At 70.8% G+C, this 20,496-nt stretch carries 18 protein-coding genes and 2 pseudogenes; 10 read left to right on the top strand and 10 right to left on the bottom strand.

Annotated elements, in window-relative coordinates:
- Nucleotides 1-832: 832 nt before the first annotated feature.
- A pseudogene (locus ADY01_RS36480) lies at nucleotides 833-961 on the top strand (superoxide dismutase); the annotation flags it as partial.
- Nucleotides 962-1,271: 310 nt separating this feature from the next.
- Here the strand turns inward: ADY01_RS36480 and ADY01_RS37860 are convergent.
- On the bottom strand, nucleotides 1,272-1,631 hold the full coding sequence (locus tag ADY01_RS37860; protein ID WP_049564596.1) for a hypothetical protein: 360 nt from the start codon (nucleotides 1,629-1,631) through the stop codon (nucleotides 1,272-1,274).
- A gap of 250 nt (nucleotides 1,632-1,881) precedes the next feature.
- On the opposite strand from ADY01_RS37860, the pseudogene ADY01_RS40200 reads away from it, so the two are divergent.
- Nucleotides 1,882-2,052: pseudogene (locus tag ADY01_RS40200) on the top strand (IS630 family transposase); the annotation flags it as partial.
- A gap of 50 nt (nucleotides 2,053-2,102) precedes the next feature.
- Here the strand turns inward: ADY01_RS40200 and ADY01_RS02105 are convergent.
- A complete protein-coding gene (locus tag ADY01_RS02105) occupies nucleotides 2,103-2,519 on the bottom strand; it encodes a MarR family winged helix-turn-helix transcriptional regulator (RefSeq protein WP_049564594.1) in 417 nt (138 codons plus the stop codon).
- Nucleotides 2,520-2,632: 113 nt separating this feature from the next.
- Between ADY01_RS02105 and ADY01_RS02100 the strand changes: the two genes are divergently transcribed.
- Together ADY01_RS02100 and ADY01_RS02095 are read left to right on the top strand one after the other, a co-directional pair.
- Nucleotides 2,633-3,547 carry an alpha/beta hydrolase gene (locus ADY01_RS02100; protein WP_049564592.1) on the top strand — a complete coding sequence of 305 codons (915 nt, stop codon included), beginning with the start codon at nucleotides 2,633-2,635 and terminating at the stop codon, nucleotides 3,545-3,547.
- Nucleotides 3,548-4,132: 585 nt separating this feature from the next.
- Nucleotides 4,133-4,816, top strand: coding sequence for a glycoside hydrolase family 11 protein (locus ADY01_RS02095; RefSeq protein WP_053170426.1), 684 nt, complete (start codon nucleotides 4,133-4,135; stop codon nucleotides 4,814-4,816).
- On the opposite strand, the gene ADY01_RS41705 is transcribed toward ADY01_RS02095, so the two are convergent.
- Nucleotides 4,803-5,153 (bottom strand): IclR family transcriptional regulator domain-containing protein, encoded by a 351-nt coding sequence (locus ADY01_RS41705; RefSeq protein WP_107081606.1) that lies wholly within the window; start codon nucleotides 5,151-5,153, stop codon nucleotides 4,803-4,805. The two genes, ADY01_RS02095 and ADY01_RS41705, sit on opposite strands and share 14 nt — an antisense overlap.
- 224 nt (nucleotides 5,154-5,377) lie before the next feature.
- On the opposite strand from ADY01_RS41705, the gene ADY01_RS02090 reads away from it, so the two are divergent.
- Nucleotides 5,378-8,161 (top strand): ABC transporter substrate-binding protein, encoded by a 2,784-nt coding sequence (locus tag ADY01_RS02090; RefSeq protein ID WP_063784083.1) that lies wholly within the window; start codon nucleotides 5,378-5,380, stop codon nucleotides 8,159-8,161.
- 90 nt (nucleotides 8,162-8,251) lie between these two features.
- Here ADY01_RS02090 and ADY01_RS02085 read toward each other — a convergent pair whose 3' ends face one another.
- Both ADY01_RS02085 and ADY01_RS02080 read right to left on the bottom strand, forming a co-directional pair.
- The gene (locus ADY01_RS02085) at nucleotides 8,252-8,716 is read right to left on the bottom strand and encodes a hypothetical protein (RefSeq protein WP_049564586.1); all 465 of its coding nucleotides are present in this window, start codon (nucleotides 8,714-8,716) and stop codon (nucleotides 8,252-8,254) included.
- 275 nt (nucleotides 8,717-8,991) lie between these two features.
- On the bottom strand, nucleotides 8,992-9,633 hold the full coding sequence (locus ADY01_RS02080; protein ID WP_049564583.1) for a histidine phosphatase family protein: 642 nt from the start codon (nucleotides 9,631-9,633) through the stop codon (nucleotides 8,992-8,994).
- A 112-nt stretch (nucleotides 9,634-9,745) separates the two neighbouring features.
- Here ADY01_RS02080 and ADY01_RS02075 point away from each other — a divergent pair, with 112 nt between their 5' ends.
- From ADY01_RS02075 to ADY01_RS02055, 5 genes are all read left to right on the top strand, one after another.
- A complete protein-coding gene (locus ADY01_RS02075; RefSeq protein WP_049564580.1) occupies nucleotides 9,746-10,324 on the top strand; it encodes a carboxymuconolactone decarboxylase family protein in 579 nt (192 codons plus the stop codon).
- Entirely contained in the window at nucleotides 10,321-11,193 is an 873-nt protein-coding gene (locus ADY01_RS02070) for an RNA polymerase sigma-70 factor (RefSeq protein WP_049564579.1), read from the top strand. The genes ADY01_RS02075 and ADY01_RS02070 overlap by 4 nt, the downstream gene beginning before the upstream one ends.
- On the top strand, nucleotides 11,190-11,414 hold the full coding sequence (locus tag ADY01_RS02065; RefSeq protein ID WP_049564576.1) for a hypothetical protein: 225 nt from the start codon (nucleotides 11,190-11,192) through the stop codon (nucleotides 11,412-11,414). The genes ADY01_RS02070 and ADY01_RS02065 overlap by 4 nt, the downstream gene beginning before the upstream one ends.
- 249 nt (nucleotides 11,415-11,663) lie before the next feature.
- A complete protein-coding gene (locus ADY01_RS02060) occupies nucleotides 11,664-12,353 on the top strand; it encodes a DUF6882 domain-containing protein (RefSeq protein ID WP_049564621.1) in 690 nt (229 codons plus the stop codon).
- Nucleotides 12,354-12,713: 360 nt separating this feature from the next.
- Complete coding sequence (locus ADY01_RS02055) at nucleotides 12,714-13,280, top strand: hypothetical protein (RefSeq protein WP_049564575.1); 567 nt, start codon at nucleotides 12,714-12,716, stop codon at nucleotides 13,278-13,280.
- Between the two features lie 37 nt (nucleotides 13,281-13,317).
- On the opposite strand, the gene ADY01_RS36470 is transcribed toward ADY01_RS02055, so the two are convergent.
- From ADY01_RS36470 to ADY01_RS02030, 5 genes are all read right to left on the bottom strand, one after another.
- Nucleotides 13,318-15,912 carry a tetratricopeptide repeat protein gene (locus ADY01_RS36470; protein WP_049564573.1) on the bottom strand — a complete coding sequence of 865 codons (2,595 nt, stop codon included), beginning with the start codon at nucleotides 15,910-15,912 and terminating at the stop codon, nucleotides 13,318-13,320.
- Between the two features lie 216 nt (nucleotides 15,913-16,128).
- Nucleotides 16,129-17,349, bottom strand: a complete 1,221-nt coding sequence (locus ADY01_RS02045) for a sugar ABC transporter permease (RefSeq protein ID WP_049564571.1) — start codon at nucleotides 17,347-17,349, stop codon at nucleotides 16,129-16,131.
- The gene (locus ADY01_RS02040) at nucleotides 17,346-18,116 is read right to left on the bottom strand and encodes an ATP-binding cassette domain-containing protein (protein WP_049564569.1); all 771 of its coding nucleotides are present in this window, start codon (nucleotides 18,114-18,116) and stop codon (nucleotides 17,346-17,348) included. Before ADY01_RS02040 ends, ADY01_RS02045 begins: the two co-directional genes overlap by 4 nt.
- Nucleotides 18,113-19,252 carry a sugar ABC transporter substrate-binding protein gene (locus ADY01_RS02035; protein WP_078899913.1) on the bottom strand — a complete coding sequence of 380 codons (1,140 nt, stop codon included), beginning with the start codon at nucleotides 19,250-19,252 and terminating at the stop codon, nucleotides 18,113-18,115. Before ADY01_RS02035 ends, ADY01_RS02040 begins: the two co-directional genes overlap by 4 nt.
- Nucleotides 19,249-20,367, bottom strand: coding sequence for an ROK family transcriptional regulator (locus tag ADY01_RS02030; RefSeq protein ID WP_199826140.1), 1,119 nt, complete (start codon nucleotides 20,365-20,367; stop codon nucleotides 19,249-19,251). The genes ADY01_RS02035 and ADY01_RS02030 overlap by 4 nt, the downstream gene beginning before the upstream one ends.
- Nucleotides 20,368-20,496 lie beyond the last annotated feature (129 nt).

The raw sequence follows: 20,496 nt of genomic DNA, 5'->3' as shown, positions 1-20,496 counted from the left end.
CCCTATCGGCTGAACGCCGGAGCCACCAGGCCTCTGGGAACCCTCGGATCGTCCCCAGCCCCTGGCGGAAGCCGGTGCGCCGCTCGGCCGTCACGACGATCACCAGTCCTCGGGCGCGGGCGTCGCTCGCGGATGGACCTGGGTGCGCAGCCCGCCGCGGGACCTGCCGGGAGCGTGGTCGGGGGCTCGCCCCAGTCAGGCAGACGGCCCAGGACCCCAGGTGGCCAGTTCCGTCGTGCTGTTCGCATGGTGCGCTGTGACGTCGCTCTCGCTAAGGTGGGCGAACGTGCCGTTGGGCACGGGGTGTGCCGGGAAGTCTGGTCGGCGTCGGGGGCAGTTGTGCCCGCTGATACCGCCGTTCCGAAGAGGCACTCATGACACATGATCCTGTTGCTCTGGACCCCGAGGTGCTGGTACGGCTGCTGCGTGCTGTGGAACAGACCGTGAACCGTCTCACGGTCCATGACAGCATTCACTCCCGCCGCGGTTCCATCCTTGCGACGGGCCGCGCGAGCCGGGCCGAGGAAGAAGCCAGTTACCAGCACGTTCGGCAAGCGCTGAGAGAATTGCGTGAGGCCGGGCGAGAACTCCGTGACCACCTTCCACCGGACTTTCCCGAAGCCACGCGGGACGGGGGAAGTCACAGCTGATCGGATCGGAGGGGCGGATGACAGGCCGCGGTGCCTGGCGGTGCCCATCTGGTCGCGGTGCAACACGGGAACTTCCGCACTGCGCATCCTGGGCTGGGCACGGAGGCTGCCGGTCCTCTCGGCCAGATGGATCCGGAGTCGCCGGTTCTCCCCACGCCAAACCGTGTCGCCATGCCCGAAGGCCAGCCACCACGCAGGCCTCCGGCTGGAGCGTGCTGGCCTATGTACCGCTGAGTGGCCGGCTGATCGTCGAGCAGGACCACGACCACCAGGGCAACGTCGGCCAGGGACCCATTCTGGTCTTCGACGCCTGCCATGACCGACCTCATGGACCGCCGCCTCAGATTGCGGCTGCGGCCGGGGGCCGCTGTCTCCGGCCGTTCGGTGGCGAGCGGGCAGGGACACCGAAGCGGCCATGATCGTCCCAGAAGGCAGGGCATCACAGGACTCCCCTGCGGTGAGGGTTGGGGAGGATCCGGGGAGTTTCGGCTGACGACGCCCGCCAACAGGTTCCCCCGCCGAGCAGTGCGTCGATGGCGCTGCGCCCTCTGTCGGCACCCCGATCGACACCCGCATCGGGGACACGGCCGTCCTCTACCTCCCCCCAGGAGACCAGGACGGCTACCTCCCCACCTCGGTCCGCACCACCCTGGGCTGGCCACCCGCCCACTGACCGGCCCGCGGTACCGGAACCACGGAGGGCTGGGTGTGCCGCGCGGCTTCGGCATCGTTCCTTTGACCGGCTCGCGGGAGGTCGGGCAGGCGCCACAGCAGAAGGGCGCTGGCGGACTGGGCGCTGCGCAGTTCGCGCTGGGCGACGGCCCGGTGCGTCAGCGGTACCGGGTCGGCGTGGTCGATGGTGGCGGCCAGGGCAGGCCAGCCGGGTTCGGTCAGGACCCGCTCGGCGCCTTTCGGGTGGGCCGCGCGCAGGGCGGCGGCGTGCGCGCGGAGGTGGACGCCCTGCGCGTGCCAGGTGGCCATCGGCCTCGCGGCGGCGATGCCGTAGGTGGCTCGCAGGTGCTGCGCGGAGTGCTGCTGGTGGGCGCGGGCGGCGTGCCAGCAAGATGAGCGCGGACAGGACCATGGCGGTGGCCGCGCCGTCCTGGCCCCGGCCGAGCGCCGGTCCGGCGCGGGTGCGGGAGGCTCTTTCGAACGCCCGGGCCGCCGCGGCGATCCGCGCGCGGGTGGGTCCGGTGGTGGTGGCGGCGAGGGCGTCGAGGACCTCGTCGGCGACATCCGGCGCTGGGTGAAGAAGAACAAGATCGAGGCGCACCAACCACCGGCCTTGCACGCCTACCTGCGTTGACGCGAGGCCAACGCCCGTCACCGCGACGTCCTGGCCGCGGAGCGCAAGGAACGCGCTCGCATCCGAAGCGAGAGGGGCATCCGCTGGGGCGGACGCCAACGGGCAAGGCATGCGCCGGGAAGGCCGACCGCCCGTCATCATGGCCCTCATTCCGGCGACGTGAGCATCTCCAGAAGGATGCGCCGCAGTTCGGTGCGGTCATGCGGGGTAATCCTCGCCAGCCTGCGGTCGAACTCCGCCGCGAGCGCTGCGAGCGCGCGGTCCCGCGCCGCCTCGCCCTCGGCAGTCACGACGAGCCGATGCCGCCTCAGGTCCTCGTCGTCGATCTCGCGCCGCATGAACCCCTTCGCGACGAGGTTGCGGACGTAGACCGTCACGCTCGCTTTAGGGATCATCAGCGCCGCCGCGAGCTCGGCAGGGTACGGCGACGCGGCCACCTCGGCCAGCACGAAGAACTCCTTCGTCTCCAGCCCGAGTTCGGCCAGTTCAGCGGTGCAGGCATCCATCACGACGCTCAGCAGACGCTGGTTCAGCGTCCACAGCTGCGCCCCATCAACCGCCACGCAAGCCCCTCCATCCGTCCAGGTGGTACAGTTCTGAATTAGTTCCAAAATGTATCAGATGGTTTTCGTACCACACGGTTATGGAACAAAACCTACCCGAAAGGCGCCATCAGATGCTTCAGCACATCACGATCCCGCGCGTACCGATCGATCTCGCGGCCGACCTCTACCTGCCCGACGGCATCGACGATGCGGTGCCGCTGCGCGCCGTGGTGCTCTCCACGCCCGGCAGCAGCGTGAAGGAGCAGATCGGCGCGAACTACGCATCCCGTCTCGCCAAGTGCGGCGTCGCGGCCCTCGTGTTCGACCCCGCCCATCAAGGTCAGAGCGGCGGAGAGCCCCGCGACCTCGAAGACCCCTACCGCCGCGGCGAGGACATCTCCTACGCGATCGACGCGCTCAGCACGATCCCCGGCATCGCCCCGGAACGCATCGGCGTCCTCGGCATCTGCGCCGGCGGAGGCTACGCAGTGCACACCGCCCGCACGGACCATCGCATCAAGGCGGTCGGCACGGTCGTCCCCGGCAACATGGGCACGTCGTTCCGCAGCTTCCAGCCGGATGGCGCCGCCGCCGCACTCGACACCATGGCCGACGCGCGCATCCAAGAGACCCGCTCCGGCGAGCTGACTCGCGTGAACTGGCTGCCCGACACCCTGGAAGAAGCCACAGCAGTCGGGCTGACCGATATCGACACGACCCAGGCAGTCACCTACTACCGCACCGAGCGGGGCAGGAACCCGCACTCCACGAACCGCCGCCTCGCGCGCGGCGACTCGCTACTGCTGGGCTACGACGCCTATCACCTGGTCGACCAGCTCATGACCCAACCGCTGCAGGTCATCCTCGCCGGACGCATCGGCAACACCGGCTCCTACGAGTCCGGCATGCGGTTGTGGAAGCTGGCACCCAACCCGGTCGACCTCATGGTGATCGACGGCGCCGGCCACTACGAGATGTACGACGAGCCCGAGTACGTCGACGCCGCCGTCGACCGGCTCGTCAACTTCTACCTGAACAACCTGTAAATGATCCAACCCGGCGAACCTATGCGGTCACGGCACTGGACACGACCCTCGGGCCGAGGCGCGTTACCCGCCCCGGACGGCGCCCTTCGGGAACGGCGCGCACCGGGTCATCGAGGAGCCGGGCCGGCGCTTGTGGGGGTCCGGGGTCATGGCGCGACCGCCGGGTGGATGATCCGGAAGACCTCCGAAAATTATCGGAGTGGAAAGCTGGGGATCTTGAGGGTTCACGCGAGCTCTACGCGGGAAGCAGGGCGCTGAACTGGTGTGATGGGGTCGAAAGGGGCGTATGACAGGAGCGTTTTTCCCGTAAACCTTGCGGAAACAGTTGACAACTCCGAGGGACCACAACAGCATGGGCATGACATCGGCAGCTCTTCCGCCGCATCCCCACGTCGCACTGTCGATCCGGGCACCCCCGCGCGATCTGGCCCTCCGGTCGTGAGCCGCACGCCGACCGGCCAGCTCCCGCTTTGCTACGACAAAAGCCGGCGATCCGTCGGCGACCTCGCCCTGGTCGTCGACGGAACTGTCGAGTCGTCTCACGCTCTCTGGCCTCCGCCAGCCCTACAAGGAGGAAGCATGACCATGGAAGACAACCCCGCGCCGATGCTCGGCCGCAGGGGTCTGATCGGCGGCGCGCTGGCCCTCGGTGGCGCTGCCTCGCTGATGCTGCCCGGGACCGCCAGGGCCCAGCAGACCATCACCACCAACCAGACCGGCAACCACAACGGGTACTTCTACTCGTTCTGGACCGACAGCCAGGGCCGGGCCTCGATGACGCTCAACTCCGGTGGCGGCTTCAGCACCCAGTTCAACAACCCGAACAACGTCGTCTGTGGCAAGGGCTGGAGCAACGGCAGCCGCCGGACCGTGAACTACAACGGCTGGGTCAACCACGGCAGCAACGGCTACCTGGCGCTCTACGGCTGGACCTCCAACCCGCTGGTGGAGTACTACATCGTGGAGTCCCACGGACCGTACAACCCCAGCAGCGGCGGCGAGACGCGCGGCACGTTCAGCGCCGACGGCAGCAACTACACCATCGTCCATTCCATGCGGTACAACGCCCCGTCGGTGGAGGGCACCAAGACCTTCCCGCAGTTCTGGAGCGTCCGGCAGAACCTCCGGAGCAGCGGCAGCCTCAACACCGGCACCCACTTCGACGCGTGGTCCCGCGCAGGCATGAACCTCGGCAGCTTCAACTACTACATGATCATGGCGGTGGAGGGCTACCAGAGCAGCGGCAGCTCGAACATCAGCATGAGCTGACGACCGCGTCCCCTGCCCCCGCGGGGACAGCAGTCAGTCCAACGTCCAGCGGAACCGGGTAGAAATCCGGGGCTGTGGAGGACCGCCTCTGCCGGCCACCTCCACAGCCCCGGTCCCAGCTCGTACCCGATCCCCCGGCTTCGGACAGCGTTCCGTACGTGATCCCTCGCGCACCACCAGGGTCGGCAGCGTGCTCCGGCGGCAGCGCGGCGAGGATCGCCTTGCCCGCGGCGGTGGCGTGCGCGGGCAGCACCATGCCGACGCGCGGCCCGACGCGGATCACCCGCGGGATCTGAACGCCGTCGACGAATCGGGCACTGTTGCCCTCCACGACCACCAGCGTGCACGGTCTCGCCGGTGTCCTCGGCCGGGGTGCGAAGGTGCGGCCCGGTTGTTTGGCGGATGTCGAGCCGAAAGTTCGCCCGCAAGCCGATGCCGACCAGGATGGGTGCCGAAGCCTGGCGGCGGGGCCGGGGAACCTCGCGCGGCGATCACGACGTCCTTGCCACAAGCGGTTGATCCGCTCGTTGCGTCCGGGATCCGGCGATGGGGTGGGACGGCATGGCCAACAATGGGGAAGAACAGGGCGGTTTACCCGCCTATCCGGGCATGGGGGCTTTCGTCGACGCCCTTCAGGAGCTCATCAGGCAGCCCCGGCGGCGGCGTGGCTGGCTGCCGGTGGTGCTCCTGCGCGATCCGGAGGGCGGCAGCGCGGAGTGCGCGCGCCTCGGGCCCGCGCTGCGTGACTGGCTCGGCGGCCAGGACGCGCCGCTGGCGCGCCATGCCTACCTGGAGCGTGTGCCGGAAGGAGCCGGTTCGCTGGCACCGTTCACGGCTCTGGACCGGCAGCTCAAGGAGACGAGCAGGAGGTGCGGGGAGGGCAGGCTGCGTCTGCCTGCCCTGTGGCTGCTGATGACGGTGGCGCGCGCCCGCCCGGAGCTTCGGACGGATCACTTGCGCCCGCGGGCTCTGCGCGACCACTGCTACGCGGAGTTCCGCACGACGTCCATGCTCGCGCGGATCTTGTGGGACTTGGGTGGCCACGCCCGTGAATCGGACGGCGGCGGCAACGTCCTCGGCCTGATCTGGCACGCGCTCAGCGCCTGGCTCTTCCAATGGCTGCCGCGCTGGTGGTTCGGCGTGGTCATGCGGCGCCGGCTGCGGTGGTTCACCCGCTGGGGGAAGGACCAGCTCGGCAGGGCGCAGCAGGGCCCGTTCAGCCTGTTCGCCTACGCGCAGGAGCTGGTGCCGGGCGAGACGGAAGCGGACGGAGCCCAGGAGCGGCAGAAGGCGTTGTACCGTGTGCTGGCCCAGGCGCTCCTCCAGGATCTCGAACAGGCTGTGGCTCGGCGGCCGTTGAACCCGTGGCGGCGGCGTCGGCGGAACCGGTTCGTGCTGCTGTTCGTCGGGGTGGGGGACAAGGATTCGCGGGAGCAGCAGCTGGTTCGTGAGCTGCGGACCTGGGCCGGGCGGAGGGGCTGCACCTCCGCGCTGGTCGTCGCGACCGGGGTCACCTCGCTGGCGGAGCGCGTCCAGGACCTCACCGTGCCGGACTTCACCGGAGCCGCCACCGCGCTGCGGGATTCGATGCGCCGCGCCCCGGAGGCCAGCGGCATGGTGGTGAGGGTCCCGGCCGGTCCGGCGGCCGATGAAAGCGCCCGTTACGAGCTGGGGCTGCGGCCCAGACTCGTCGTGCCGGTGCCCCGTTACGGGCCGGCGACCGAGCTGGCGGGCGGCATGGCCGGGGCGGCACTGGCCTGCGCGGGGATCGCCGCCGCCGCTGTCCTGGGGCCGCTGCCGCTGGGCGAGGACGACCCATGCCGGGGAAGCACCTTCCTCGGCGCGGACGGCTCGTGCGTCGGCGTTCAGGACACCCAGGTGGTGAAGAACGCGAAGGTGCGCGACGTGCTCGACCAGATCGAGCGGGAGAACGCGGACATCGAAGAGGCCACGGCGGACTGGTCGGGAGACGATCCGCGTCCGTTGCCACGCACCGTCGTCTACGTGGGCACCCTCAGCGGCGCCGAGCACGAGCTGGACCCGGTGCTCGGCGGCACGCTCGCGGAGCTGCGGGGCATCCTGCTGGCCCAGCGGCTCACCAACGACCAGGCACTCGAAGGCGAGGAACGGGTGCCGCTGCGCCTGGTGGTGGCCGACGCGGGCCAGCGGTTCCAGGACGCGCCCGAGGTGGCGCACAGCATCGTCGAGCTGGCGGAACGCGATCCCTCGATCGTCGGCGTGATCGGCATGGGACAGAGCCGGGACACCACGTACGCCGCGCTGGAAACGCTGAGCACCGCGGGACTACCCGTGATCGGCACCTCGGGCACCGCCGACGAGCTGCTGGAACACGGCAACCACTACTACCAGATCGCCCCGACGAACAGCCGGGCCGGTGCGGCGATGGCGGAGTTCGCCGCGAACGCGGAGATGGTCACGGTGGAGGAGGGCAGCGTCCGGGCACGGCAGTCGTTGCTCGTGGTCGATCCCGACGACTCCTACAGCAGCAGCCTGGGCCTGGCCTTCACGAACGGCTACAGCGCCGAACGCACCAGAACACTGCTCTACAGCCCGGTCGACGGGAATCCCGACGACGACGTCCCGCCCATCGAGGGGGAGTCACAGGCCAGTCTGCAGAACCTCGCCCGCGAGGTCTGCTCGGAGCTGTCCCGGGAGCCCCGTACGGCCGTGGTGTGGACGGCACGCGGCAGTGAGATCGTCCCGTTCCTCGACGAGATGGACCGGCTGTCGCGGCAGTGCCCCAGGTTGACCATGCTGGGCGGCGACGAGGTGACCAATGTGCGGATCAGCGAGAGCCATCCATGGGACGCCTTCGACAGGCTGTCCCTGTACTTCGTGGTGGGAGGCGCGGGCCCGCTGCTTGAGAAGATCGCCGGGACCGAGGAGGTCAGCGTCGAGGGCAGGGACTTCTACCAGGCGTATCACAGCGCCTACGACGAGACCGACGACGCGGTCACCCGGGCACTCGCCTCGGACGCGCACCCGGCGCTGGCCTGGGACGCGCTGCGCTACCTGTCCTCGGCGGTCGACCAGGCGTGGGTGACCACCGGGCTCAGCAACCGGCGCCTCGACCGCGACCTCGTGCAAGGCGTGCTGTACCAGGGGCTCGGCGACGGCGGTTTCGAGGGGGCGACGGGCTGGATCGACTCCTCGGGCGTGGAGAACGACCGCCGGACCGGGGACAAGCTGATCGTCATCGTACGGGCCAATCGGGAGGCGCCAACGGAAGAGGTGATGGCCTGTGGCATCCTCACCAGGGACGACAACCGCCAACGCTGGGGCGAGAACGAGGAGTTCCCCTGCCCCGCACCGGACCGTCCCTAGCGCTGTGACCGCATGGGTACGCCGGGACGAGTCAGGCCGTCCGCCTCGCCGCCCTGGCCGGGTGGGTCGCCAACCGGCCGACCGTCGCCGTCATGTGGGGGGACGGGGTCGGTAGGCCGTGACCGTGCCTGGTGCACCGGTGATCTCGCCCCGCAGCAGGGCGATGAAGGTGTCAGCGAACGTCAGCAGGAGGCCCGTTTCCAGGTCTCTGTCGAAGGACTCGCTTTCGCCGCCGGTCCCGAACCCGTTGACGACGTCCTTGGGAATCGCCGGTGCCCACCGCAGCAGCCGCTCGCGGACCCGCTCCGACAGCGCGAGGACGGCGGCCACTCTGTCCGGGGCAACTCCGAGGTGCTGGTCCAGGCATGAGGAGACGCAGCCCATGAAGCCCGTTGTCGCTTGGACGCGCCAGTCCTCCTGTGCCGCGTCGAGCCAGGCAGGACGCTCGGTGACTGAGGCGACGGCTTCCTCGGACAGGAGGTAGAGCCACACCTCGGCCCGGACATCACGAGCCCAGAAGCCGTGCTCGCGGTAGGCCATGTAGGAGCTTCCCATGGGGGCCAGTAGACCAGCTCGCCGCACCGGCGGTCTTCTCGTCGATGCCGAAGGCAAGGGAGAGGCGGAACGGGTCGGGAGCCGTTCCGGGGTGGTACCGGCTGGATCTCGTCGAGACAGGTCCACGCGGTCTGCCGGGCACGGGGCTCGGACCTGGGCCCGCCGTCGAGCGGGGTTCGGGCCCAGGACTCGACCTCGGTGCGGATGCCCGGGCCCGGCACACGTCGCTCCGTCGACTGTCCCTGGGCGGGCCATCGGAGCGGGCCGGGCAGAGGTCAGCCATCCTTGGTGGGGTCGAGATGGCGGGTGTCGCCGAGGCTGACGACCTGGCGGTTGTGGAAGAAGTCGTCCTCGCGCAGCGTGGTGATGCTGCCGGAGGGTGCCCGGAAGCTCGCATAGCCGACCGACTGGATCGGCATCCTGATCCAGGACGCCACGACGAACGTCAGGGAGCCGCCGTGGGTCACGATGATCTGGTGTTCGCACGGGCGTTGAAGGATCTCGTCCATGGCCGCGTAGATGCGCTTCACCCACGCCGCCTTGGTTTCGGCACCCTCCACGCCCTCGTCGTGTTCCAGCCGTTCCCCCACGGCCGGCGGCGGGACGAACCTTCGGTCCAGCCACTCCTGCGGCCTTCCCCCCGCCTTCCCATAGGACTTCTCCCGCAGCCTGCGATCCAGGACCGGTCTCACGCCGAACAGCTCGGCGACCTCCTCGGCCGTCCGCCGGGTGCGCCGCAGATCGGAGGAGAACAGCTCCACCTCGGCGCCGTCCGGGACCTGGGCTCGCAGTGTCTGGGCAATGGAGGCCGCCGCGCGGACGCCGGCGGGTGTCAGCTGCGCATCATGCCATCCGCCGACGACACCCTCGACGTGGTGCGTCGCCTCCGGGTGAGTGACGACGTAAAGAGTGCGCATGAGGGCGTGCCCTTCCTGTAGGTCGCGTCCCGCCTGACGTGGGCTCGGGTGTCACATTCGCGGGCCCGGTGGTGTCTTCATGCCCAACAGGCACACGTCCAAGGAGAACACCATGGCGCTACGCGTACCGAAGGCCGAGCTCCCCGCCGAGCTCCGCGAGAAACTGATCAAGCAGCTCGGTTCCGTGCCCGAGCCCAACGAGGTGCTGTGGAACAACCCCAAGCTCGCCGAGGCCAACCAGGAGTTCTCAGCCAGGGTGGGCGAGTGGGACGCGGCCGACGCGGACCTCAAGACGTTCGCCCACATGGCCGTCGCGGCACAGATCGGCTGCAGCTGGTGCCTCGACGTCAACTACTTCCAGGCGCTGCACCAGAACCTGGACCTGGCCAAGGCGAGCCAGGTGCCACGCTGGCGGGAGTCGGAGGTGTTCACGCCGTTGGAGCGTGAGGTGATGGAGTACGCCGAGGCCATGACGAACACGCCGCCGACCGTCACCGATGAGCTGTCGGCGAGTCTGCTCGGCCGGCTCGGCCCGGCGGCGCTGGTCGAGCTGACCGTGTTCATCGGCTTCGCCAACCTGGCGGCCAGGTGCAACACGGCGCACGGGATCACCTCGCAGGGCTACTCCGATGCCTGCGAGATCCCGCTGGCCGCGCGTCCCGAGACGTCCGGCGTAGCGTCGACGGCATGACCGAGGACCCGTTCGTCGCCCATCGCGGCCTGCTGTTCACGGTCGCCTACGAGATGCTCGGCTCCGCGGCCGACGCGGAGGACGTGCTCCAGGAGTCCTGGCTGCGGTGGGCCGGGGTCGACCAGTCGCGGTTGAGCGACGCGCGGGCGTACCTCGTCAGGACCGTCACGCGGCAGGCGCTCAACCGCCTGCGGACGTTGGCGCGCAGCCGCGAGGACTATGTCGGCGAGTGGTTGCCGGAACCGTTGCTGACCAGCCCTGATGTCGCCGAGGACGTGGAGCTCGCGGAGAGCGTCTCGATCGCGATGCTGACCGTCCTCGAAACGCTCGGGCCGACGGAGCGGGCGGTGTTCGTGCTCCGCGAGGTCTTCGAGCTGCCGTACGGCGAGATCGCCGAGGCCATCGGGAAGTCCGCGGCCGCGGTGCGGCAGATCGCGCGGCGGGCACGCGAGCATGTGGCGGCCCGGCGGCCGCGGGTGCGGGTGAGCCGGGCGGAGCAGCAGGCCGTGGTGGAGCAGTTCCTGGTCGCGTTGCGAACCGGGCGGTTGCGGGAGCTGGTGGAGGTCATGGCGCCGGACGTGGTCCTGATCGCCGATGGTGGCGGACTCGCGGCCGCCGCTCTGGCTCCGATCCACGGGGTCGAGCTCGTGGCGAAGGTGCTCGCACGCACGAACCGGCTGGAAGGGGCCGCGCTCGCGACGACGGCCGTGTGGCTCAATGGCGCACCTGCGGGCCGGATCGACATCGACGGCGAGCTGGCCACGGCGGTGAGCCTCGTGGTGGAGAACGGGCAGGTCACCCGGGTCTACTTGGTGAGAAACCCGCGGAAGCTGACGAGACTGGACGAACCGGCCGAACTCGCCAGGTGAGTCGGCCCGGATCAGCCCAGCGTTCTGTCGCACCGCATCTGGCCCACGCCGAGAACGACTCCAACTTCGGAGGCGGCGTCAACGCGGCGAACAACTGGAACTTCACGGCCGCCGCCGTCTGCCTGCAGGAAGTCGCCGTCGTGCCGGTGCTCGGTGATTGGGCCTCCGATCACACAAACAACTGCTCGAACGGCAACGTGATCGACCACTCCTGCATGTGACGGGCGTGACTCACTCGCTGCGAGAGCCCCGGTCACGCGCGCGCGTGACCGGGGCTGCGTCCGTGGCGCGTGGACCGCCCAGACGGTGGACGTGCCCTCGGCGGCGGTCCGCGGCTCAACCGCGGTTGAGGTCAAACCAACCGAGCGTCCTACGCGTCCGCGTCCGTACATGCGCCCGGGTGAAGACGGTAACCGGGGGAACGGCACCCGGGCTACCCGTCGTTGGGGCTCGCCCCTACGCTCGTGATCATGATAAAGGGATTCAGCGACCAGTTCCTGCTCGAGGCGGAGCGGCACTCCGTCTGGGGCGCCGCTCAGCTCGAGGCGCTCATGGAGTTCCTGCCCGAGGCGCCGTGGAGCGCGGACCTGCCGACGTGTTCGTACCAGCAGGGGGAGGTGCGGCTACGGGTCGGTGTCCTTGGGACGTACGACATGGAGGGGGGTTCTTGGCTGTGGGGCTGGGCGAATCCTGGGCTCGGCGGGAGTGAGGTCGTGGCGTTGTCCGCTGCCGTGGCACGGTACGGGCAGGCGCACGGGATTCCCGAGTTCACCGCTGAGGAAATCGATCTGTCCGGGTTCGACGATCCTCGGCGGGCCGCCGAGATGCTGGCCTTCGCGGGGATGGGGGTGGCCAACGCTCCCGGGTACATCGGGCAGCCCGCCGGGCCCGGCACCCAGGTGTACTTCCTGCCCGACGACCCGAAGGTGCCCAGCGCCCAGCTCGATCCGGTCGCCCTGCCGCGCGTGCTCATGGCCGGGGTCTCCCTCATCGGGCGTTCGCCGCGACAGGCCGTCACGGGGTACTTCGAGCACCACGGGGTGCCGCAGCGCGTGGAGGGCGACCGGCTGATCGCCGATCTGCCGACCGGGAACGCCGCCGTTGTCTCCTTCGACCAGCTGGGGCGGATCGGCAACATCCGGCTCACGCTCACCGGCTGAGACGGCTGCGCTCCCGGTGACTGCTGGCGCGCCGATCCCTCGAAGCCAGCCACTTCGCGTCACCCCCCAACGCGCCACCGCAGCCGACGCCACGGAACTCAGTTCGTTCCTCCCGGGGGGAAGACGACCCGCAGGACCAGGCCGCCGTCCGGGCGTGGTCGTGCGGTGACGGAGATGACCTCGCGGACCACCTCCCCGAGGTCGAAGGGGTGGCGGATGTCCGCGCCGCCACGGTGATCGTGCGCGGCCGACGCAAGACGCGCCCCACCACCCACCCGCCGAGCGCGAGCATCTCCCTGCTGTGGGGCCCGCTCCCGCGGATGAGGAGCGGGCTCCGGCCGCGCGCCGTACCCTTCCGGCATGCCCGAGTGGTTCACCGCCGTCCTGCCCGTCCTCACTCTGATACTCGGCGCCGTCGGCGTCTTCGTCCAGAACGCCTTCACCGAGAGCCGTCAAGACCGCCGGGACGCCCTCGCGCGTCGGCACGAACGAGAAGCCGCCGCGACCGAGCGCCGCGAGGAGTTCGAGTTACGGCACCTCGTCGAGGTCCACCAACTGCTCAGAGCCGCGGAGGAGGAGCTCACCAAACTCCTGGACGTCATGAGCGACTTCTGGCACCAGCTCCATGAGCAGAGAACGAGCGGAGGCGGCGGGCCGGACGACCGCCACATCAGGGAGGCGGACAGCACGATGGACGCGGCACTCGCCGCCATCGACGCCCAGGCCGGCTTCATCCTGGACGACGGGATTCGCCGGCTCGCCCGGAGAGCGCGAAGTGCCGTGCGCTTCACCTCGAAGACCCTTCAACGCGCGAACGACGACCCCGATCCCGATGCGGCGTCCGAGGCGGTACGCGAAGCACAGGAGGCGATCTCCGTGCGCGTGCGGGCGATCTACGAAGGCCGTGCGTCCTCGTCGCCACGATGAGTTCGTCGCCCGCGGCTGGTGTGACCGAGCGCCTCGCTCAGCGGCCTCCGCCCAGAAGCTCGCGGCGGATCGAGAGGGCGAGGGAGTTGTCGGGGGCGAGCCCGATGGCCCGGTCGAGATCGGACAACGCCTGGTCACCGCGCCCGGCGACGCGGTGGAGGTGGCCGCGGAGAACGAGATACGCGACGTTGTCGGGTTCGATGCGTAGCGCCCGGTCGAGGTCGATCAGGGCCTGGTCGCCGCGCTCGGCGGTGTAGTGCAGGAATCCGCGCGTGCCGAGGGCGTAGGCGTTGTCGGGGTCGAGCCCGATGGCCCGGTCGAGGTCGATCAGGGCCTGGCCGTCGCGCCCGGCGAGGCGGTGGACGTGGCCGCGGGCGCCGAGGGCGTAGGTGTTGTCGGGGTCGAGGGCGATGGCCCGGTCGAGATCGGACAACGCCTGGTCACCGCGCCCCGCCACACGATGAAGGTCACCGCGCCGAGCAAGCGCGAAGGCATTGTCGCGATCGAGCTCGACCGCCCGGTCGAGATCGGACAACGCCTGGTCGTCCCGGTCGGCGCCGTAGTGCAGGGCACCGCGGGCGCCGAAGGCGAGGGAGTTGCCGGGATCGAGCTCGATGGCACGGTCGAGATCGGACAACGCCTGGTCACCGCGCCCCGCCACACGATGAAGGTCACCGCGCCGAGCAAGCGCGAAGGCATTGTCGCGGTCGAGCTCGACGGCCCGGTCGAGGTCGGCGAGAGCCTGGTCACCGCGCCCGGCCACCCGGTGGAGATCGCCGCGCGTGCCGAGGGCGTAGGCGTTGTCCGGGTCCAGTCCGATGGCCCGGTCAAGGTCGGACAACGCCTGATCACCGCGCCCCGCCACACGATGAAGGTCACCGCGCCGGCCGAGGGCGAAGACGTTGTCGGGATCGAGCTCGACCGCCCGGTCGAGATCGGACAACGCCTGGTCGTCCCGGTCGGCGCCGTAGTGCAGGGCACCGCGGGCGCCGAAGGCGAGGGAGTTGCCGGGATCGAGCTCGATGGCACGATCCAGGTCGACGAGGGCCTGGGCGCTGCGCCCGGCGATGCGGTGGAAGTCGCCGCGGACAGCGAGCGCCCAGGTGTTGTCGGGTTCGATGCGCAGCGCGTGGTCGAGATCGACCATTCCCCGGTCGTCCTGCTTCGCCAGGAAGCGGGCCGCGCCGCGCCGGGCAAGCGTCCAGCTGTCATCCGGTGCGAGTTCCAGCGCTCGGTTCAGATCCGCGAGGGCCTCCTCCGCTCGCCCGGCGAAGCGGTGCAGGTTCCCCCGCCTGGCGAGCGCCCAGGCGTTGTCGGGTTCGAGGGCGATGGCCCGGTCGAGGTCGGCCAGGGCTTCCCGCATCCGCCCGGCGGTGTAGTGGTCCTGGCCGCGTTCGGCCAACGACCGTGCGGTCTCAACGGTCCCGCCGGTTTCGCCGGTCCCGCCGCCGCGGCTGGTGGGGGACGGTGGCGCGCTGGGAATGGCCGGCGCGGCCTCGGTGGCGGTGGCTGTGGCGGTGCCGGAGCCCGCTTCGATCCGGATGAGGTGGGTGTCGTGGCTGCGCATGTAGAGGACGGGAGTGATCCATTCGAGGGTGTCGGGGTGCCAGCCGGTGACGGCGATGCGGGCCACGCGGACGGCTTCGTCGATGCCCCGGTTGTAGGCGAGGGCCTGGTAGAACGTGCCGCTGAACGCCTTGGCGGCGGCGTCGGTGATCGAGAACTGCATGGCGACCACGGCGGGGATGCGCCGGACGAGGGAGGCGCCGGCACTGGAGAAGACGTCGGTGGCCAGCCCGGTGGCGGTGGCGCAGCTGTTGAGGACGACCAGGTGCGGCATGGGCTGTGCCAGGGTCAGCATCTCCCCCAGGAACGAAGCGGGAACCATGCGGGGGCGGCCGAGGTCGTCGGCGAAGACGATCCCGCCCTCGCCGCGGGCGGGGTCGAACCCGCCGTGCCCGATGAAGTGGAACAGGTGATAGGGCCCGCCGGCCAGCAGCGCGGACGTCAGATCCTGCAACCGGCCGCCCTCCACCCAGTCCAGTTCCACCAGCCCTCGCTGCCGCAGCGGCTCCAGCGCCTGGACCAGCTGCTCGCGTTCGCCCTCGGCGTCCAGGGAGGCGAGGCTTCCCGGCAGGGCGGTCATGCCCAGGGCCCGCAGTGGGCCCTCGACCCGCACCTGCCGCACCGTTTCCGGCGCGTCCACGTAGCGGACCAGGGCGCTGCGCCGGCAGACGTACTCGCCCCGCTGGCTGTCGAAGAGCAACTCCCAGGGCAGCAGCGCGAGTTCGGCGGGGAGCCGCAGGACGATCCGGAAGGTCTGCCCCCGCCGTTCGACCTCGTTGCGGCTGGCCGCGAGCAGCACCCTCGCCTCACCGCCCAGCACGTTCTCGAACAGGTCGGCGCCGATCTCCCGCAGCGGTCGCTCCAGCGCCGACATCACCGGACGCGCCGCCCGCACGCGCGCGCTGGAGGCCAGCACACCTGCCTGGATCGCGTCCAGGTCTCCCAGCAGTCTGGTGGTGTCCAGGCTCACCGGTGAGGAGCACTCCCCGGCCGGAGAACGCACCTCCACCCGGTAACCCTCGCCCTCCCGCGCCAGCTCCACCACGAAATCCCGCTCACCGGACACGTCCCGGCCTCCCTCCCCACGCATGCGGCTCCCCAGGGGCAATCCAACCAGGCGAACGCGCTCGCCGCTGGCCGAACAACCGGGCCGGTCAAACCCACCGCCTCCCCGGCCCGTTCGGCGCGGTGGCGCGACGTTCCGCATGAGCGACGTCGAGTTCGCCGAGGCGATGCGATGCGAGTGAACGTGATCGCGTACGACGCGGGCCACGCGAGCGGCTCAGGGCGAGCGGTGGCCGCGGAGCGAGGTGTCGGCCGCGAGGGCCAGGACGAGCACGGAACCGGTGACGATGTAGCGCGACGCGGTGTCCAGGTCGAGAAGCGTGAGGCCGTTGGAGATCGACGTGATGACGAGCACGCCGACGACCGCCGACCAGGCGTTCCCCCGTCCGCCGAACAGGCTCGTCCCGCCGATCACGGCGGCCGCGATGGCGGTGAGGTAGGTGTCCGCGCCGCCCGTGCCCTGGTTCGCGGCGGCGAGCCTGCCCGCCGCGAGGACACCGCCGAGCGCGGCCAGCGCCGAGCAGGCGATGAAGCAGGACACCGTCGTGCGCCGGACGGCCACCCCCACCAGGAGGGCCGATCGGCGGTTGTCGCCCACCGCGCGCACCGCCCGCCCCCACCGGGTGCGGCGCAGCAGCACGTCGGCCACGGCCACCAGGACGAGGAAGAGGACGACCGGGTAACCGATGCCGCGGGCCAGCCCCAGGTAGGCGACCGTCGCGCAGAGGACCGCGGCGAGCGCGGCCGTGCGCAGGATCAGCCGGGTCATGCTCACCCGGGGCAGGCCGGCCCGGACTCGCCGGGAACGCTCCACGAGCCGCACGGCGGTGACCGTCGTCACCGCGAGAATCACCAGGGTCCACGCCGCGAGCGGGGACAGGAAGCCCTGCTGGGCGAACCGCACCAGCCAGGACTCGAAGGGCAGGTTGATCGATCCCCGGGGGCCGAGCACCCGCAACTGCACGCCGGCGAGCACGAGCAGCCCGGCGAGGGTCAGCACGAAGCTGGGCAGCCCGAGGCGTGTGGCCGCGAAGCCGTAGCAGAAGCCCACGAGGACGCCCACCGCGAGGGCGAGCAGGATGCCGAACGCGATCGGCCAGCCGTGCAGGACGGTCGTGATGGCGACCACGGCGGCGGCGAGTCCGCTGACCGAGCCGACCGAGAGGTCGATCTGCCCCACGAGCAGCACGAGCACGACGCCCAGGGCGATCACGCCGGTGGGGGCGCTCTGGAGCGTCAGGTTGACGAGGTTCTCCGCGGACAGGAACGCGGGGTTGATCAGGCCGAACGCGGCCCAGATCAGCGCGAGGGCGCCGATGGCCGGGACCATTCCCAGTTCCCGGTCGGTGATGCGGCGCAGCAGGGTCGGCAGGGACTCGCCGTGGTCGAAGGCGGCGACGTGTGTGCGCACCGGTGGTGGCGCGGAGGCTCGGGTCATCGGGGTTTCCTGCCGCTGGGGCGGCTCACCCCTGTCATCACGGCGAGGAGATCCTCGTACCCGGCGCTGGCGGCGTCAAGCTCACCGCCGACGCGGCCGAGACGCAACACGACGAATCTGTCGGCGACCGCCTGCAGGTCAGCGGCCTGGTGGCTGATGACGACGACCGCGTGTCCCCGTCCACGCAGCCGCTCGACCAGGTTGAGCACCTCGGCGGTCTGGCGGATCCCGAGCGCGGCGGTCGGCTCGTCGAGGACGACGACCCGGGGCGAGCCGAGCAGGGCCCTGGCCACGGCGACGACCTGCTGCTGCCCGCCGGAGAGGGCGCGGACGGGCAGCCGGACCGAGGGGACGCTCGTGGCCAGTTGGCCGAGCAGTTCCCAGGCCGTGCGTTCCATCGCGACCTCGTCGAGGAACCCGCCGCGCGTGGGCTCGTGCCCCAGGAAGAGGTTCTCGACGACGTCGAGGTTGTCGCACAGGGCGAGGTCCTGGAAGACCGCGGCGATGCCGAGACTCCGGGCCGTGGCGGGAGAGCCGAGCACCACGGGCGTGCCGTCGAGGAGGATCTGACCGGCGTCGGGCCGGTGCACCCCGGCGATCAGTCCGGCGAGCGTCGATTTGCCGGCTCCGTTGTCGCCGATGACGGCCAGGACCTCGTGGGGGCGGACGTCGAGATCGATGCCGCTCAGGGCCCGTACGCCACCGAAGTTCTTCGACACCCCGCGCAGCGAGAGCACGGGCGCGCGGCGAGCCGGGGGCGTGCTCACGGCTCCTCCTCGCGCAGCCCCGCGCGCGCGCACGCCGTTCGGTAGGAGCGGGTGCATATCTCATCCACCGTGTACACCCCTCCCGCGACGAGGACGCGCTCCACATCGTTGACGCCCACCGCGCGGGGGGCCAGCAGCAGGCTCGGGACCCCGTCGATCACCGCGGTGGTGCGGGGCTTCTCACCGCGCAGCACGCGCACGGCGAGCTCGGCGGCCGTGCGGGCCTGCTCCGTGGTGGCCTTGTAGACGGTCATGTACTGGTCTCCGGAGATGATGCGCTGGGCCGCCGCGAGCTCGCCGTCCTGGCCGGTCACGGGTGGGACGGGGTCGAAGCCCGCGGCCTTCATCGCGGCGATGGCGCCGCCCGCGATCCCGTCGTTGGCCGCGTAGACGCCGTCGACCCGGCCGCCGAACTCGGTCAGCCGGCTCTCGACCCAGTCGGTGGCCCGGTCCGGACTCCAGTCCGGGGTGTCGTACTCGGCCAGCACCTCGATGCCCTCTTCCTCCAGCGCACGGTAGACCCCGGCGGTGAGCTCCGCCGAGTTGGGGTCGGTCGGGGAGCCGTGCACGAGAAGGACGCCGGGAGTGCGTCCGTCCGGTCGGGGCCCTCGTTCCTCGATGGCCGCGAGCAGGGCGGTGCCCTGGAGATAACCGATGAGCTCGCTGTCGAAGGAGACGTAGTAGTCCACCTCGGCGTCCGCGATGAAGCGATCGTAGGCGATCACGGGGACCCCGTAGCGCTTCGCCTCCTCGATGATGCTCACCGCGGCCACCGCGTCCACGGCGTCGAGTACCAGGACGTCCGCACCGCGGGCGAGCATCGACTCGGCCTGCTGCTGCTGCGTCGCGGCGTTCTGATCGGCGTTCGCGTAGTACACCTCGCAGCCGGAACAGCGCTCGTCGACGACCCCCGTGAACGCGGGACGGTCCATGGTCTCGTAACGCGCCGTTTTGACCTCGGGCAGCAGCAGCGCGATGGCGCCCTCGGGAGGTTCCCGGTCCGCGGCGCGGGACACCAGCACCGCACCCGTCAGGGCGAGCACCGTGGCACACAGGACGGCCGCCCACGCCGGCAGCCGGCGCCGGGCCCGCGAGACGGGCGAGCCGAACGGGCCGGATCCGGCGGAACGGGTCATGGGCTCACCCTCAGCGCACCGCCGATGCGGGCCGTGTCGAGCGCGACGGCGAGAGCGCCGCGGACCTCGGCCGCGGCGCCGAGCCCGGCGGAGACTATCCGGACGGGGCCGTCGGTGTTGGGCATGGTGCGCTGCTCGACGACGGTCCGCATCGGGGCGAGCAGGATCTCCCCGGCCGCGGCCAGTTGGCCTCCGACCACGACGATCTCCGGATCGACCAGGTTGCAGAGGTTGGCGGCGGCCACCCCGAGGTGCTGCCCGGAGTCGGAGAGCACGCGCCGGCAGCCGGCGTCGCCTTCCCCCGCCCGTGCGATGACATCCTGGAGCGTGAGGCGCCCATGGCTGGCGGCGAGCATGTCCAGGAGAGCCGGGGCCCCGACGAAGGTCTCCAGGCAACCACGGTTGCCGCAGCGGCAGATCGGGCCGTTCGCGTCGACCGTCACATGACCGATCTCCCCGGCGCCCCCGGAGCGGCCGTGCACGAGGCGGCCGCCCATGACGAGCCCGCCGCCCACCCGGTGGGAGACCCGCAGGTACGCGACGGCGTCGTGCCCGGCGGCGGCGCCGAAGCGCGTCTCGGCAAGGGCGCCGAGGTTCGCGTCGTTGTCCACCGTCACCGGTACGCCCAGCTCCTCACCGATCACCTCGGGCACCACCGTCCCGTCCCAGCCCCTCAGCATGCCCACGGTGGTGATGCGGCCGGTGCGGTGGTCGACCGGGGCGGGCAGGCAAATGCCCACCGCGAGCAGTTCCTCGGGGGACGCGTCGAGCGACTCGACCATCTCCATGATCAGGAGTGCGGCGCGGCGCAGCCCGGCGTCGGCCCGGTGGTCGGGCGCGAGCGGCATCGACTGGTCGGTGAGCACCTGCATCGACGTGTCGGCGAGCGCGACCCGCAGGGAACGGGAACCGAAGTGCGCCCCTGCCACCAGCCCGAGATTGCGGGCGAGGGTGACCCGCAGCGCTCTCCGGCCGCTGCGGGTGGACGGGGAGGTGTGGAGGACACCGAGGGACGTGAGCTCTTTCACGATGTTGGAGACGGTCGCCGGGGACAGGCCGGTGACGCCGGCCAGCTCGATCTGCGTCAGGGAACCGCATCGCTGAACGGCGCTCACGATGCGGGCTCGGTTGGCCTCACGCAGTGAAGTCTGCGAGCCCGGTGTCACCCGGTCAGCGCGCACGGCAAGGAGGATACCGCCTGCCGTGCGGCCTGGACATGCCCCCGTTGCGACGGGGCCTGGAGA

It is taken from the genome of Streptomyces sp. SBT349, assembly GCF_001083795.1.
In the GTDB taxonomy this organism is placed as follows: Bacteria; Actinomycetota; Actinomycetes; order Streptomycetales; family Streptomycetaceae; genus Streptomyces.
This window is presented reverse-complemented; position numbering and strand designations above follow the sequence as displayed.

What these genes read in the sequence shown, in the direction of transcription:
- ADY01_RS02060 (WP_049564621.1), top strand. Translation starts at nt 11,664, where the DNA reads ATGATAAAGGGATTCAGCGACCAGTTCCTGCTCGAGGCGGAGCGGCAC.
- ADY01_RS02045 (WP_049564571.1), bottom strand. Translation starts at nt 17,349, where the DNA reads ATGACCCGAGCCTCCGCGCCACCACCGGTGCGCACACACGTCGCCGCC.
- ADY01_RS02100 (WP_049564592.1), top strand. Translation starts at nt 2,633, where the DNA reads ATGCTTCAGCACATCACGATCCCGCGCGTACCGATCGATCTCGCGGCC.
- ADY01_RS02055 (WP_049564575.1), top strand. Translation starts at nt 12,714, where the DNA reads ATGCCCGAGTGGTTCACCGCCGTCCTGCCCGTCCTCACTCTGATACTC.
- ADY01_RS02095 (WP_053170426.1), top strand. Translation starts at nt 4,133, where the DNA reads ATGGAAGACAACCCCGCGCCGATGCTCGGCCGCAGGGGTCTGATCGGC.
- ADY01_RS02085 (WP_049564586.1), bottom strand. Translation starts at nt 8,716, where the DNA reads ATGGGAAGCTCCTACATGGCCTACCGCGAGCACGGCTTCTGGGCTCGT.
- ADY01_RS02075 (WP_049564580.1), top strand. Translation starts at nt 9,746, where the DNA reads ATGGCGCTACGCGTACCGAAGGCCGAGCTCCCCGCCGAGCTCCGCGAG.
- ADY01_RS37860 (WP_049564596.1), bottom strand. Translation starts at nt 1,631, where the DNA reads ATGGCCACCTGGCACGCGCAGGGCGTCCACCTCCGCGCGCACGCCGCC.
- ADY01_RS02035 (WP_078899913.1), bottom strand. Translation starts at nt 19,252, where the DNA reads ATGACCCGTTCCGCCGGATCCGGCCCGTTCGGCTCGCCCGTCTCGCGG.
- ADY01_RS02080 (WP_049564583.1), bottom strand. Translation starts at nt 9,633, where the DNA reads ATGCGCACTCTTTACGTCGTCACTCACCCGGAGGCGACGCACCACGTC.
- ADY01_RS02070 (WP_049564579.1), top strand. Translation starts at nt 10,321, where the DNA reads ATGACCGAGGACCCGTTCGTCGCCCATCGCGGCCTGCTGTTCACGGTC.
- ADY01_RS02090 (WP_063784083.1), top strand. Translation starts at nt 5,378, where the DNA reads ATGGCCAACAATGGGGAAGAACAGGGCGGTTTACCCGCCTATCCGGGC.